11 protein-coding genes are annotated in these 13,648 nt (G+C 73.9%); 3 read left to right on the top strand and 8 right to left on the bottom strand.

What is annotated here, in order from left to right; translation table 11 throughout:
* Nucleotides 1–5: 5 nt before the first annotated feature.
* Nucleotides 6–1,694 (top strand): nSTAND1 domain-containing NTPase, encoded by a 1,689-nt coding sequence (locus AC0VYD_RS11600; RefSeq protein ID WP_475479876.1) that lies wholly within the window; start codon nt 6–8, stop codon nt 1,692–1,694.
* A gap of 426 nt (nt 1,695–2,120) precedes the next feature.
* Here AC0VYD_RS11600 and AC0VYD_RS11605 read toward each other — a convergent pair whose 3' ends face one another.
* On the bottom strand, nt 2,121–3,542 hold the full coding sequence (locus tag AC0VYD_RS11605; RefSeq protein WP_475479877.1) for an MFS transporter: 1,422 nt from the start codon (nt 3,540–3,542) through the stop codon (nt 2,121–2,123).
* 332 nt (nt 3,543–3,874) lie between these two features.
* Here AC0VYD_RS11605 and AC0VYD_RS11610 point away from each other — a divergent pair, with 332 nt between their 5' ends.
* Complete coding sequence (locus tag AC0VYD_RS11610) at nt 3,875–4,303, top strand: pyridoxamine 5'-phosphate oxidase family protein (RefSeq protein ID WP_475479878.1); 429 nt, start codon at nt 3,875–3,877, stop codon at nt 4,301–4,303.
* Here AC0VYD_RS11610 and AC0VYD_RS11615 read toward each other — a convergent pair.
* The 3 genes from AC0VYD_RS11615 to AC0VYD_RS11625 all read right to left on the bottom strand — a co-directional run bounded on the left by AC0VYD_RS11615 (nt 4,248) and on the right by AC0VYD_RS11625 (nt 7,559).
* Entirely contained in the window at nt 4,248–5,429 is a 1,182-nt protein-coding gene (locus AC0VYD_RS11615; RefSeq protein WP_475479879.1) for an AAA family ATPase, read from the bottom strand. The genes AC0VYD_RS11610 and AC0VYD_RS11615 overlap by 56 nt on opposite strands.
* The gene (locus AC0VYD_RS11620; protein ID WP_475479880.1) at nt 5,413–6,201 is read right to left on the bottom strand and encodes an RNA ligase family protein; all 789 of its coding nucleotides are present in this window, start codon (nt 6,199–6,201) and stop codon (nt 5,413–5,415) included. Before AC0VYD_RS11620 ends, AC0VYD_RS11615 begins: the two co-directional genes overlap by 17 nt.
* Before the next feature lie 77 nt (nt 6,202–6,278).
* Nucleotides 6,279–7,559 carry a DUF2786 domain-containing protein gene (locus tag AC0VYD_RS11625; RefSeq protein ID WP_475479881.1) on the bottom strand — a complete coding sequence of 427 codons (1,281 nt, stop codon included), beginning with the start codon at nt 7,557–7,559 and terminating at the stop codon, nt 6,279–6,281.
* Between the two features lie 257 nt (nt 7,560–7,816).
* On the opposite strand from AC0VYD_RS11625, the gene AC0VYD_RS11630 reads away from it, so the two are divergent.
* Nucleotides 7,817–9,361: a cytochrome P450 family protein gene (locus AC0VYD_RS11630; protein WP_475479882.1), complete on the top strand. Its 1,545-nt coding sequence runs from the start codon at nt 7,817–7,819 to the stop codon at nt 9,359–9,361.
* A 63-nt stretch (nt 9,362–9,424) separates the two neighbouring features.
* Here AC0VYD_RS11630 and AC0VYD_RS11635 read toward each other — a convergent pair whose 3' ends face one another.
* The 4 genes from AC0VYD_RS11635 to AC0VYD_RS11650 form a co-directional block, all read right to left on the bottom strand.
* Nucleotides 9,425–10,621 (bottom strand): alpha/beta hydrolase family protein, encoded by a 1,197-nt coding sequence (locus tag AC0VYD_RS11635; protein WP_475479883.1) that lies wholly within the window; start codon nt 10,619–10,621, stop codon nt 9,425–9,427.
* Between the two features lie 181 nt (nt 10,622–10,802).
* Nucleotides 10,803–11,447 carry a LutC/YkgG family protein gene (locus AC0VYD_RS11640; protein WP_475479884.1) on the bottom strand — a complete coding sequence of 215 codons (645 nt, stop codon included), beginning with the start codon at nt 11,445–11,447 and terminating at the stop codon, nt 10,803–10,805.
* Nucleotides 11,444–12,868 (bottom strand): lactate utilization protein B, encoded by a 1,425-nt coding sequence (locus tag AC0VYD_RS11645; protein ID WP_475479885.1) that lies wholly within the window; start codon nt 12,866–12,868, stop codon nt 11,444–11,446. Before AC0VYD_RS11645 ends, AC0VYD_RS11640 begins: the two co-directional genes overlap by 4 nt.
* Nucleotides 12,865–13,605: a (Fe-S)-binding protein gene (locus tag AC0VYD_RS11650; protein WP_452544175.1), complete on the bottom strand. Its 741-nt coding sequence runs from the start codon at nt 13,603–13,605 to the stop codon at nt 12,865–12,867. The genes AC0VYD_RS11645 and AC0VYD_RS11650 overlap by 4 nt, the downstream gene beginning before the upstream one ends.
* Nucleotides 13,606–13,648 lie beyond the last annotated feature (43 nt).

Here is a 13,648-nt window from a genome sequence, read left to right on the forward strand (position 1 = left end):
GCTTCATGACACGAGCCGCCATTGGGCGCGAGTACGGCCCGTTCGTCGGGGCCCGGCCTTTCCTTGCCCGGGACCGCCGTTTCTTCCTGGGGCGCGAGGAGGAGACGGGGGAACTGGTGCGTTCCTGGAGCCGCCACCGGCTCACCGTGCTCCACGGGGCCAACGGAGTCGGTAAGACCTCTCTGGTGTGCGCCGGGGCCGTCCCCGCCCTCACCGACCGCGGGGACACGGTCCTGGGTTCGGGGGAGCTCCGTTTCGACCCGGCTTTCCCCAGCGCGGTCCTGCCCGGGCACAACCCCTACACCCGGGCCCTGTTGGCCCTCTGGGGTCCGGCGGAGTTCCCCACCCACACCCCCGGCACCTCGATCGGTGATTTTCTGCGCACCCATGAGACCACCGGCCGGGACGGGCTCGCTCGCCCCCTGTTCGCGGTCCTGGACCAGACCGAACTCCTGCTGCGCCGTTCGGCCGCGCCCGAACAGTGGCGCAGGGACTTCCTGGACGAACTGTTCGCCGCGGTGGAGGACCGGGCGGATCTGCACCTGCTGCTGACCGTGCGCACGGGCCACCTCGACGAGTTACGGCGTCTGGTGGACAAACGCGAGGTCGACCACGCGGAGATCGGGTTGGAGCCGTTCGGTCCCGACACCGCCGTCGACGCGGTCGAGCGCTCCTTGGCCCTGGTCGGCTCCCGCGCCGGTCCGGAGGAGCCCGGCCGCCTGGTCCGGGAGGCCCGCACCGTCCGTGACCCGCGCGGCCGGTCCCGCCTGTGCTCCGACACCGTCGACCCCGCCCTTCTGCAACTCCTGGGGGCGGCCCTGTGGGAGGAGGCGGGCCGGGAGGGCGCCGGCCTGGTCCCGGCCTCCGACACCGAGGTCAACCGGGCCCTGGCCGGGCGCCTGGCCGGGGCCCTGGCGGAGGTCGCCGCCGAGCACCTGGTGCCGCCCGACGTCCCGCACGCCTGGCTGCGCCGGGTGATGGCCACGGGCGACCGGGGCGTGGGCCGCTCGGCCTGTGACGATCCGGACGGGGCGCTCACCCCCGGGGTCGTACACGCTCTGGAGGACCGTCACCTGGTCACCACGAACCGGGACGGCTCCGCCTACCTCCTGCGGCACCCGAGGCTGGCCCGCCCCCTGACGGCGCTGGCTCCGTCGTCCCACGCGCCCGGCCCGCCCCAGTGGAGCGGGTGGGACCGCCTGGGGGCTGCCCGGGCCGCGCACACCAGGGGCGAGGCGGAGCTGGCGGCCGAGCACGCACGGCAGGCCCTGCGCGCCGACCCCGGACCGCAGCCGCGGGCCCTGCTCACCGCACTCCTGGGTGATCTGGCCTTCGAACGCGGCGAGTACCGGGCCGCCGCCGAACACTACGCGGACGCGGCGCGGGAACGGGAGGCGGCCGGTGACGGGGCGGCGGTCTCCCGGCTGTTGGTGGCGGAGGCGCGCAACCGGTTGCTGGCCGGTGAGCGTTCGGCGGGGTTGTCGGGGTTGTCCGCCGCTCAGGGGCGGGTGCACGCCGACCCCAGCCTGCGGGCGGGGATCGGTCAGGTGCTCTGGCTCGCCGGGCAGGCGCAGTCGGCCCTGGACGTGTTGGAGGAGGCCCTCGTGGGCGGGGGCGGGGTCACCGAGGCCCGGCGGACCTGTGGACAGATCCGGTCGGAACGGGACGGGCGAGTCGACGGAAGGAGGGCCTGAACGTGGACAGTACTGTCCTGGTGGCCCTGATCACCGGCATCGTGACGGCGGTCAGCACCCTGGGGGCCACGGCCCTGTCGGCGTACCGGGCCGAGGCGGTCGAGCGCTGGCGGGCCGAGCACGCGCTGAAACGGGAGCGGGAGTGGCGTGAGCGCGAGCGGGTGCGCGCCCGGGCGGAGAAGGTGCGTACCCGGCTGGAGGAGGTACGGCGCGCCGTCCTCCAACTCGACATCAGCATGCGGCACATCGCCCAGTTGCGTGCGCACGGACCGCCCAAGCAGGGCGACGACGACCTGCCCGAGCAGGTCCGTCAGGCGCGCACGCACCTGTATGAGGCGGTGGTGGCGGTCGAGCGGATGCGGGACGTCCTGCCCGCGGACCGCCAGGGCCCGGTCGACGAGTTGCGTGAGGCGGTGGACCGGGTGTTCAACCACGTCCAGGCGCGGGCGGGCCGTGGCGGGGCCGACCAGGTGCACCGGAACCTGACGGCGGGGTTGAGGGTGCTGTCCGAGGCGGTCGTGGCGGAGGCGGTCCCGGGGGCGGCTCTGGGGGCGGCCCCTGGCGGGGGCGCCCTGACCGGGGACGCCGCCGGGGCGGGGCAGCTGGGAGAAGGCTCGAGGTAAAGCCGAGGGCGAGGACCCCGGTGGCCCCGGCCACCAGCAGCACCGTGCTGTGGACCCCCAGGGATTCGAGCGCGTAGCCCCCGCACAGCGCTCCCACGGGCAGGGCGGCGCCGCCGAGGAAGCGGACGGTGCCGGTGAGGCGGCCCAGGAGCTCCGGGGGGACGCGGCTGGTGTGGTAGGTCGTCACGGTGACGTTCATGTGCGCCCCGACGAAGCCGATCCCGCACCAGACGAGGGGGAGCACCGTCAGCAGCCAGGAGGCCCCGGCCCGCTCTGCGACGGCGAGCAGCACGGTCAGGGCCAGCCAGGACCACAGGCACAGCGCCACCATCAGGGTGGGGGACAGCCTGCGTACCAGGAGTGGGGCCAGGACCGCGCCGAGCAGTCCTCCCGCGCCGGTGGCGGCCAGCACCAGCCCCAGCAGGAAGGCGGACAGGCCCTCGTCGGTGGCCGTCAGCATGATGACGAGCCAGACCACCTGGAACAGGGCGTTGGTGGCCGTGCACACGAGCAGTGAGCCCAGGAGGAAGCGGTCCCCGCGCAGGAGGTGGAAGCCGCCGGCGAGCTCCCGGAGGAGAGGGCGCCGGGAGGCCCGGCGGGGCGGCGGGGCGGGGCGCAGCCGGGGCAGGAGCAGCGCGGCCCACAGCGCCAGGGCGCAGACGAGGGTGTCGAAGAGGGCTGGCAGCCCGTGTGCGAGGCCGTACAGGGCCCCGCCGAGCGGGCGTCCGAGCATCTGGGTGGCGTCGTTGCGGGCCTCGTTCTTGGCGGCGGCCCCGGCCAGTTCCACGCGCGGGACCAGGAGGGGGACGGCGGCCGTTCCGGCGGTGGTGTGCAGGGTGCCGCACACCCCGTGCAGGGCCGAGGCCGCCGCGAGCAGGGCCACGGGGGCGTCGAACAGCAGCACCGGGGTGACCAGCAGGGCCACGCAGGCGATGCGGGCGGTCAGGCCGAGGGCCATGACTGTGCGGGGGTCGTGGCGGTCCACCACGAGGCCGGCCGGGATGTACAGGAGGGTGCGGGGCACCATGCCCGCGGCCGCGATCCATCCGGCCAGGACGGGGGATCCGGTGTGGGCCAGGGCGAGGAGGGGGATCGCCAGGCCGAAGGTCATGCTTCCGAGCCCGGCCAGCGCCACGCTGCTCCACAGCAGTGCGAAGTGGGTGCGCCAGCGGTTGGCGTACCGGGCCGGACAGGTCCCCCCGACAAGTGCATCCGTTTTGGACATCGTTCTCAATGCAGGTGGAAATCGGTAGGTGCTGAAAGCCCCGGAAGGGGTGTCGGGGTGACAGGTCCGAATTCTGCGGTCCCTGTGGTGCAGGGGTCGCGCTGTTCCGTCCGGTGCGGCCGACCTGGTTGGGAAGGGCCCGGATCATGCTAACCGGAAAACCGTTCCCGCTGTCTGTCGGCGTTCGGGGCGGGTGCCGGGTCAAAAATCGTGAACCGTGGCAAAGAGGGCCGGTTCCTTTTTCCGTGCCCTTCCGGTTGATCTCAACCACGGTTGAGGGTGCATACTCCCCGGGTGCACACACCGACGCACACCACGAATCGAGGAGAACGGTGAACGGTACACAGGACTTCCTGTCCGTCCCCGAGACGGTACGCCCGCGCCTGGCCCTGGACCGCAACGTGTGGCTGTGCACGCTGCGCGCCGACGGCTCGCCCCACATGGTCCCGGTGTGGTTCGTCCACCTGCGCGAACGCTGGTGGATCGGGGCGTCCACCGCCTCCGTCAAGGTCCGCAACGCGCTCCGCGACCCCCGGGTGAGCCTGGCCCTGGAGGACGGCGACGCCCCCGTTGTCGCCCAGGGGCTGGCGACCGTCCACGACGGTTTCCCCGACGACGTGCTCGCCGCCTTCGGTGACCGCTACGCCTGGGACCCGCGCACCCCCTACGGTCCCGACCCGCGGCGCTCCCTCCTGGAGGTCGGCGTCACCCGCTGGCTGATGGCCGGGAGCGCCCCCGAGACCACCCCGAACCGGGGCTGAGCCCGCCGGTGTCCTCCCGGTGCAGCAGGTGGGCCTCGGTCGGGTCCGGGCACTCCCAGCGCCGAAGGAGCCGTTCCACCGCCGCGGGCGGTACCGGTGCGAGCCTGCGGCCCATCCGCTCACGCAGCACCCGGGGCGGGGCCTCCAACGCCGCGATCTCCACCCGGGCCCCGTAGCCGGCGGCCAGGGACACCGACCGGGTGCGCAGGTCGCGTGAGACGTTGGTGGCGTTCCACACGAACGATCTCCCCGCGCGCAGGTGCTCACGGGCGCGTTCGGTGGCGGCCACGGCCACCGGGCGCTGGTCGTCGGTGGGCTTCACCCCCAGTTCCGTACGCAGCGCGTCCAGGCTCACCACCGGCAGGTCCGGCCGGTGGGTCCGGATCCAGTGGTCCTTGCCCGCGCCGGGCAGCCCCGACATCACCGTCACGGTCAGCCGGGTGTCGTCGTGGGCCGCGTAGTCCGGGTCGCGCCCGGGTCTGCGGAAGAACCAGAACCGTGCGTGGTCGGAGGGGAACTCGCGGGGACGGTCCAGGCAGCGCTGTTCGGCGCAGTACTCGGCGTACAGCCCGACGTTGTCCAGGACCTCGGAGGTGTCCCCGCAGCGGCGGCCGAGGATGTCGGCGGTGGCCAGCAGCACCAGGTCGTCGTTGCGGGCCAGCAGGCTCGCGCGGAAGGCGATCCGGCGCAGGTCGGGGCGCTCCAGCGCCCAGAAGGGGACCTGGTGGTGGCGGACCAGCGCCGCCACGTGCTCGCGCCACCCGATCGGGGCCCCGGCCTCCCAGAGGATGCGGCGGGCGAGCAGGTCGCCCCGCCGGGAGTGCCCGTGCGCGGTCACCCGGCCGTCCCCGTCCCGCCGGGTGCACAAAGGTTTGGCGACGTCGTGCAGGAGCACCGCGGCGAAGAGCCGGACCCGTTCCCCGGCGGGCCGGGACCGCCACTGCGGCAGCCCCGCCAGGGCCTCGCACGCCATCCGGGTGTGGACCTGCACGTCGCCCTCGGCGTGGTGCACCGGGTCCTGCTCCACCCCGGCCAGGTCCCGCACCCAGGCGAAGGCCTCCCGTACCCGGTCCCAGTCCAGGTCCCAGCGGGGCGGGGCCGGGCACAGCTCATCGAACACCCGCATACAGCACCTCCGGGTCGGCCAGGGCGTTGGCGATCAGGGGCCGGTCCAGCCAGTGGGTGCCCGAGTCCAGGACCGCTGTGGTGAACCCCGACCGCACCCACTTGTACCGGTCGACCGTGTGGTCGCCCTCCTCGACCTTGACGTACAGGCCCTCCATGAGGTCGGTGCCGTCGGTCTGGGCCAGGGCCCGTTCGGGGTCGGCTCCGGCCGCCCGGGCGGCACCGGTCAGGGCCGTCCGCCACCCGGGGGTGCGGCAGGCCGAGGCCCCGACCAGGTCGGTCAGTTGGGTGAGCGAGGACAGCGGGCCCTGGTGCAGGACGGGGACCGGGACCACGGGGGTTCCGGCCAGGAGTCGGCGTCTGCGCCGCGTCGACAGGAACACGCCCTGGTGGGTGTCCAGGACGTCGAACTCGCAGAAGTAGTGCGGCAGCGCGTCGTAGAAGACGGTGTGCCTGGCGTACAGCCATTCGCCGTAGAGCACGTACCTCTCGCCCAGGCGGGGCCAAAGGGCCGGTGCGACCGCCGCCGCCCAGGCCTTCAGCGGTGCGAACTGTCGTTCCCTGGGGCCGCCGGCCAGGTAGTGGCCCCGGCTCTGGAGCCGTAGTTCACCGCCGGGGCCGAAGCTGATCCCCGCGTTGGCCCCGTCGAGCTTCTCCTCCACGACCAGGTGCCGTCCGGCCAGGCGCCCGAACGGCGCGGCCGACAGGTCGTGGTCACCGGGTTGGAGCCGTGAGCCCCGGATGTGCCGGGTCCGCGGGTACTTGTGCAGCATGTGTCGGTTCTACACAGTCGGGTGCCCCGGGGACCACCCGTTTTCCCCGCCCGGGGAGGGGCCGGAGCGGGGCGGCCTCATCGGGCCAGCCGGTCGCGGGTGCCCAGGGAGGCGGCGTCGGCGGCGGCGCGGCCCTCGTACCAGCCCTCGGCGTCGGCGGGTCCGCGCACCCGGGACGTGGTCAGGACGCCGAACGCCTCGTCCACCGCGGCCTGCACCGCCTTCTCCCGGGCTGCGAACACCGGGACCAGGTCGGTGCCGGTCTCGGCGGTGACCGCCTCCTCTGCGGCGCGGGCCGACTCGGTCAGCCGCTCGCCGACCCGGACCGCGAACGCGGACATGAACGAGGCCCGGAAGTCCTTCTTCGCTCCGCGCCCGGAGCGGTCCCGGGCCGATCCGCTCACCCGCATCGCCGCTTCGGCCTGCACCAGCAGCGAGGTGTACAGCAGGTCCACGGCCTCCACGTCGCCGGGGAAGCCCATCACGGTGCTCAGCCCCAGTTCCCGGTGCCACACGGCCCGGCAGTGGTTGGCCTCGGCGACCTCGTTCAGCAGTACCGCCCGGTGCTCCTCGTAGGGGGAGTCCACCGGGAGCCTGCGGGCCGCGGCGGCCTCGGGTTCGGCGGGGTCCTCCGTCACCAGGGCGAGGTCGATGCTGTGCCGGGCCATCATCTCCTGGGCGCGGGCGGTCAGCGCCTCGGCCTCCAGCGGGAAGTCGGTGGACTCGGCCTTGGCCAGGAGCGCGCGCACCCGCTGCAGGCGGCCCCGGTCCACCGGCGCGGCGGTGCGGCCCCCGGGGCGGAAGGCGCCGGGCGGGGGGCCCAGGCGGCGCATCGGGGGCAGGACGCGCAGCAGCGCCAGGAGCCGGAGCACAACCTCGACCGCCTCGAAACGCAGCAGTCCGTGTTCGGAGCCCAGCCGGGCCAGGTGCTGGTCCCCCGAGGCAGGGGCGGTGGCGCCCAGGGCGCGCACCTGTTCGGCCCAGCGTGGGTCCACCGTGGCCGCGGAGTGGCGTTGCAGGTCGGCGGTGACGGCGTCGGCGCACACGGCGGCGGCCAGGGGGCCGGACTCGCGGGTGACGTGCCGGACCGTCTCCGCGGGCTGCCAGCCGCGTGCCCAGGCGTCGGCCACCGCGAACAGGAGGGTGTCCAGGAGTGCGCGGCCCGCCGCGCCCGCCCATGCGGGGTCCTCCGCGTCGGCCAGCCGGGCGGCGGCCAGGTCCACGCCGCCGCCCTCCTGTCCGCGTACGAGGGCGTCGACGGCGCCGGTGACCACCTTCACGGGTGTGTCCGAGGGGTCGGGCCCGGCCCAGGCGGCCTCCGCCCGTACGTCGCCGCGTCTGCGGTCTTTCCTGCCCACGGTGGTTCTCCCTGGTCGAAGGGGACTGTCGGCCCTCGTGGGGCCGACAGGCCACCCTACCGGCCCCGGTACGGCCGGTCGGGGCGGCGGTCCGGGCGACGGTCGTGTCCGGAAGGGGCGGTTCCCGTGTTGTCCCGACTCGCCCCGCGGTGGGTTCCGGTGCCCGGCACCGAAAGGTGGCCCTTTCCTCGCGGAAGCACCCCGGAAACATCGGGGACATAGCCTCGCCCCCAACCGCAGCCACCGAGGGAGTCTCCATGAGCCAGGGAACCGGGTCCACGGGCGGCGACGCCGCCCACGGCGGTGAGGGGGGAGTCGCGCGCTGTCCCCTCACCGGGGAGGGCGCCCTGCCCCTGCACCGGGCGGACGGGCCCGCCTGGGACCGGTTGCGCTCCCGGTATGGAGGCCTGGCTCCGGTCGAGATCAGTCCCGGCGTACCCGGGTGGCTCCTGCTCGGTTACAAGGAGAACCTGCAGGTGCTGCGGGACCAGACCCATTTCTCCGCGGATGCGCGCCGGTGGGCTCCCGGCGGTGTTCCGCCCGCCCGCAGCGGGGCGCTGGCCCGGGACGGCGAGGCACACCAGCGCCTGCGCCTTCCGCTGGTGGACGCGCTGGCCTCGGTGGGCACCCCGCAGCTGGTCCCGGTCGTGGAGCGCGCCGCCGTGCACCTGATCGGCAGGGTCGAGGCGCGGGGCAGCGCCGACCTCATCGGCGGGTACGCCGCCCCGCTGACGGCGTTCGTCCTCAACGAGCTCTTCGGCCTGTCCGACCCCTACGGTCATCTTCTGGCCGACCTCACAGCCCGGCTGTGGAGCGGCGACCCGGAGAGGGCCGAAGCTGCGGCCCCGGCCCTGCGCTCCTACTTCCGGGGGCTGGTGGCCCGCAAACGCGCCGAACCCGGCCAGGACGTCGCCAGCCTGGTCCTGGGGCACCCGCACGGGCTCACCGACGAGGAGGCTGTCGAGGCGCTGTCCCTGCTGTGGGAGTCCGGGCACGAGCCCACCACCCACCTCATCGGTAACTCCCTGCTCACGCTCCTGGAGGATCCGAACGTGTGGACCGCCTACCTCGGCGGGACGCTCACCCCGGAGGACTTCGTGGACTACGTCATGTGGACGGCCCCGCCGATCCGGATGCTCGCGGGGCGCTACCCGACCATGGACCTCAGGTTCGCGGGGGCGCGGATCGGCCGGGGCGAGCCCCTGCTCTTCGGGTTCGCCTCCGCGCACACCGACCCCTCGGTGTCCAGGGGTGCCGACGACGCCATGGCGCTGGCCGGGAACCGCTCCCACCTGTCCTGGGGCGCGGGCGCCCACCGGTGTCCGGCCACCGCCTTCGCCCGGGAGCTGGTGCGCACCGCCATCGACACCGCGGTGGACCGTATGCGGGGCATGGTCCTGGCGGTCGAGCCCGAGGAGCTGCGCTGGCGCACCTCGCTGACCGTGCACGGTCTGGTGGAGCTGCCGGTGTGGTTCACCCCGACGGGGGAGCGCGGCCAGCGCGGGGAGGAACCCGAGTCCGAGCCCGAGTCCGGGCGTTCGCCCGTGCGTTGGGTGCGCCGCAGGAAGCGCAGGCCGACCGCCCAGGGGGCCCGCTACCAGGCGCCCCTGGGCAAGGAGGACGAGCGGGGGGAGCAGCCCGCACGGGCCGCTCCCGTGCGGGCCGCGGGCGCCGGGACCCGCAGGGCGACGCCCCGGGGCGCCGGTGCGCGTTACCAGGCGCCGTTCGCGCAGGAGGAGCACACCCCCGATCCCCTGGAGCGGCTTCTGCAGACCTGGCGCGCAGGGACCGGGAGTCTCTGAGGCTGAGCGGTTCCGGGGTTGTGCGGTTCCGGGACCGGGCGGTCCGGTCCCGGAACCGCAACCTCAACCGGTCTCGGGGTCCACCACGACCAGCTCGGGGTGTACGCCGGCCGGGTCCTCCAGGACCGGCTGCCCACCGCCGCGCAGGTGGTGGTCGAAGTAGGCGGCGGCGTAGGTCCGGACCAGGTGCACACCGTGTTCGACCGGAAGGTCGCCGAACTGGGCCCGCCACTGCTGCGGCGTCAGGGTGTCCCGCAGCCCGAGCTGTTCCATGAGCACACCCCGGTCCAGGCCGGTGGAGTGGCCGGAGCCGGTGATCCGGATCCACTGGCGCCAGCCGGTCAGGCCCGCCCAGCGCTCGTCCCAGCCCTCCCAGGGCCGGGCCTGGTCGTTGGCGAGCAGGGCCAGCGGCCTGTCGATCTCACCTTGGAGCTGCGCGGGGTAGTAGGGGCCGTCCAGGTTCAGTCCGGCGCGCACCCGGTCCTCGGTGAGCAGGGTCTGGGCGGTGGCGGCCCCGCCCCAGGAGTGGCCGACCATCCCGGTGCGGTCGGTGTCGACCAGGTGGGACCACCGCCAGGATCGGCCCCGTTCCAGCTCGTCCAGGAGGAAGGCCACGTCCTCGGCCCGGTTGACGGCGCCGTCCTCCCACCGTCCGGTCGCGCAGGCCCCGCACTCCGTCACGAGTCCGTCGGGGAACTCCACCGGGGCGGCCTCGTGGCGGTGGTCGACCCCGGCCACCGCGAAGCCGTGGCTGGCCAGCTCCTCGCCGAGCGAGGACATCATGGTCCGGGACACGCCCGCGCCGGGGGAGAGCACCACCAGCGGCAGACCCCCGCCGGTGCGGGCGGGCGGGACGTCCGCGCGGGCGTTGGTGCCCACCCGGGTCAGGGTGTCGGCGGGCAGGTGGTCGTATCCCGGTTGGGCCAGGACCGCCTCGGACTCGGCCCCGGTCATGTAGGGGGAGGGGCGTCCGACCTCGCCGCGGGCCGGGTACCACAGGGTCACCATCAGCTCCCGGTCGCCGCCGAACCAGAGGTCCTCGCGGGCGGTGTCGACCAGGTGCAGGTCGGTGGTGCCGACCGGGGAGGGGCCGGTGGGTTCGGGCAGCGCCGCCGTCGGAGGGGGGCTTCCGGCGGTTCCGGCGGAGGCCGGGCCACCGGCCAGAGCGGTGCCCAGGGTCAGGGCACAGGTCAGGGCCAGGGCGGTGGTGCGTCCTGGCCCGGAGGGGGCGGGTGGTCTCTGGTGGGCGGGGTGGTGCATCGGGGGCCTTCCCGTCGTGGTCGTCCTGCCTTCCCCCGAACGCTAGGGATCCGGGCCCGGCCGGGGCGAGGGTGTACACCGTCAGCCCCGCTGCGGGCAGCCCCGACCCGGACGGTGGGGCAGGCCCCACCCGGGCCCGCCCCACCTGTGCATCCACCCCTCCGTGCGGCCCCGGCCCCCCTCAGGCGGACGGTTCCACGATCAGTACCTCCAGGGTGCGGGGGCCGTGTACGCCCTCCACCCGGTTGAGTTCGATGTCGCTGGTGGCCGAGGGGCCGCTGATCCAGGTGAGCGGGCGCACGGGGTCCAGCAGCCGCACGGCCCGGGGCACCCCGTCCACCACCTGGTCGGCGCGTACCACGCACAGGTGGTAGTCGGGTACCAGGGTGACCGCCCGGCGGCCCTGGTCGGGTCCGGCGTCCAGGACGATGGTGCCGGTCTCGGCGATCGCGACCGCGCACCCCGTCACCACCCCGTCACAGGCGTCGAGTTCGGCCACCGACAGCGGGGCCCCGGGGGAGTCGGCGATCCGCCGCGCGGTGGCGTCGGCGAACCACTCCCCGGGCGCGCCCGAGGGCACCGCCACCCGTGCGGCGCCGCGCCGCTCCAGCGCCGCGGCGATCCGGCCGGGCAGGTCGGCGGCGCTCACCCGCTCCACCAGCGCCTTGTAGTCCAGCAGCCGGTCCACCAGCACGTCCAGGGTCTGCCCCGTGAAGTGGTACTCGTCGTGTCCGTGCTCCGCGGGCCGCTCCACCGGCTCGTTGTCGGGTACGTCGGCCAGAGCCGCCCGTACCCGGGCCAGGACCCGTTCGCGTGATCCGCTCAACGCTCCTCCTCGCGCTCGTTCCACCACCGGCGGAAGGACTCCCCGGGGACGTCGGGCACGTCCCGGGTGTCGGTCCACTTCCCGGCCGTGCCGGGCAGGTGCCGGGGCACGTTCCCGCCCGCCAGCCCGGCGGCGCGCTGCACGGCGTCGAGGGCCTTCGGCGAGCCGAACACCGCGTCGGCCCCGGCCATCACGGCCTTCTCGCCCAGGTGCCCGGGGGAGGAGGCGACCTGCTCGCGCAGGTGGACCAGGACCTCGGGGATGTCGATGGCGACCGGGCAGACGTCGTAGCAGGCTCCGCACAGTGAGGACGCGTACGGCAGCGCCCGGTCCGCCTCCGAGGACATGCCCTGGAGCTGGGGTGTGAGGATCGCGCCGATCGGTCCCGGGTAGACCGAGCCGTAGGCGTGGCCGCCGGTGCGCTCGTAGACGGGGCAGATGTTCAGGCAGGCCGAGCAGCGGATGCAGCGCAGCGCCTGGCGGCCCACGGTGTCGGCGAGCACGTCGGTGCGGCCGTTGTCGAGCAGGACGAGGTGGAAGTTCTGCGGCCCGTCCCCCGGGGTCACCCCGGTCCAGGTGGACGTGTACGGGTTCATCCGCTCACCGGTCGAGGACCGCGGCAGCAGCTGCATGAACACTTCGAGGTCGGACCACGTGGGCACGATCTTCTCGATGCCCACCACCGAGATGAGCGTTTCGGGCAGGGTCAGGCACATGCGTCCGTTGCCCTCGGACTCCAGGACCACGAGCGTTCCGGAGTCGGCCACCGCGAAGTTGGCCCCCGAGACCGCCACCTTGGCGCGCAGGAACAGTTCGCGCAGGTGGACGCGGGCCGCCTCGGCCAGCGCCTTGGGGTCGTCGGTGAGTCCCGGCGGGGCCGGTACCCCCCACTCCGACATCTGGTCCAGGAAGATCTCGCGGATCTGGGAGCGGGCCAGGTGGATGGCGGGTACCAGGATGTGGGAGGGCAGGTCCTCGCCCAGTTGGACGATCAGCTCGGCCAGGTCGGTCTCGTAGGCGGTGATCCCGGCGGCTTCGAGCGCGTTGTTCAGCTCGATCTCCTGGGTGGCCATCGACTTGACCTTGACCACCTCCTGCTCGCCGGTCTCGCGCACCAGGCGGGTGACGATCTCGTTGGCCTCGGCCGCGTCGGCGGCCCAGTGGACCGTGCCGCCCGCCCGCCGGACCGACTCCTCCAGTTGTTCCAGGTAGTGGTCCAGGTGGCGCAGGGTGTGGGTTTTGACCTGCTCGCCCGCTGAGCGCAGGCGCTGCCAGTCGTCGCCCAGTTCACCGACGACGGCGTCCCGTTTGCCCCGGATGGTGTGGGTGGCCTTGTGCAGGTTGTGCCGGGTCTGCGAGTCGCCGACCGCTTCACGGGCGGCTTCGGGAAAGGGCGGAAGGCCCAGGAACGTGGCGCTCATGTGTGCGCGTACTCCTTCTCGGTGCTGGCCAGGATCTCGGCGATGTGCGCGATCCGGATGCCGGAGCGCTGGCGGGACAGGGTGCCGCCGATGTGCATCAGGCAGGAGTTGTCCACCGCGCACAGGACCTCGGCTCCGGTCCCGGTCACGTGGCGGGCCTTGTCGAAGCCCATCGCCGCGGAGACGTCGCCGTTCTTGACCGAGAACGTGCCGCCGAACCCGCAGCACTCGGTGGCGCCGGGCAGCTCGAGCAGTTCCAGGCCGCGGACGGCGCGCAGCAGCTGGTAGGGGCGGTCCCCCAGGCCGAGGAAGCGCAGCCCGTGGCAGGTGGGGTGGTAGACGACTTTGTGCGGGAAGTAGGCGCCCACGTCGGTCACCTTCAGCACGTCCACGAGGAACTCGGTGAGGTCGTACACCCGTGGGCCCAGGTCGGCCATCTTGCGGGAGAGCCGGCTGCCCGTCGCGCCCAGCCTCGGGTAGTTGTCGCGCACCATCGCGGCGCACGAGGCGGAGGGGACCACGACGGCGTCGGCGTTGTCGAAGGTTTTGACGAAGCGCACCGCGAGCTTGGCCGCGGGGCGCCGGTAGCCCGTGTTGTAGTGCATCTGGCCGCAGCAGGTCTGCTCGGCGGGGAAGACCACCTCGTGGCCCAGCCGCTCCAGGAGCCGCACCACCGCACGCCCGGTGTCGGGGAAGAGTGTGTCGTTGACGCAGGTGATGAACAGCGCGATCCGCATGTGCCTCCTTCGTGCCCCCGGCTCAACACAGGCCAAGTGGTCG

The organism is Nocardiopsis sp. iso_40, from assembly GCF_056173285.1.

Coding starts and splice junctions, on each gene's coding strand:
- AC0VYD_RS11600 (WP_475479876.1), top strand. CDS start 6: ATGACACGAGCCGCCATTGGGCGCGAGTACGGCCCGTTCGTCGGGGCC.
- AC0VYD_RS11605 (WP_475479877.1), bottom strand. CDS start 3,542: ATGTCCAAAACGGATGCACTTGTCGGGGGGACCTGTCCGGCCCGGTAC.
- AC0VYD_RS11615 (WP_475479879.1), bottom strand. CDS start 5,429: ATGCGGGTGTTCGATGAGCTGTGCCCGGCCCCGCCCCGCTGGGACCTG.
- AC0VYD_RS11620 (WP_475479880.1), bottom strand. CDS start 6,201: ATGCTGCACAAGTACCCGCGGACCCGGCACATCCGGGGCTCACGGCTC.
- AC0VYD_RS11630 (WP_475479882.1), top strand. CDS start 7,817: ATGAGCCAGGGAACCGGGTCCACGGGCGGCGACGCCGCCCACGGCGGT.
- AC0VYD_RS11635 (WP_475479883.1), bottom strand. CDS start 10,621: ATGCACCACCCCGCCCACCAGAGACCACCCGCCCCCTCCGGGCCAGGA.
- AC0VYD_RS11645 (WP_475479885.1), bottom strand. CDS start 12,868: ATGAGCGCCACGTTCCTGGGCCTTCCGCCCTTTCCCGAAGCCGCCCGT.
- AC0VYD_RS11650 (WP_452544175.1), bottom strand. CDS start 13,605: ATGCGGATCGCGCTGTTCATCACCTGCGTCAACGACACACTCTTCCCC.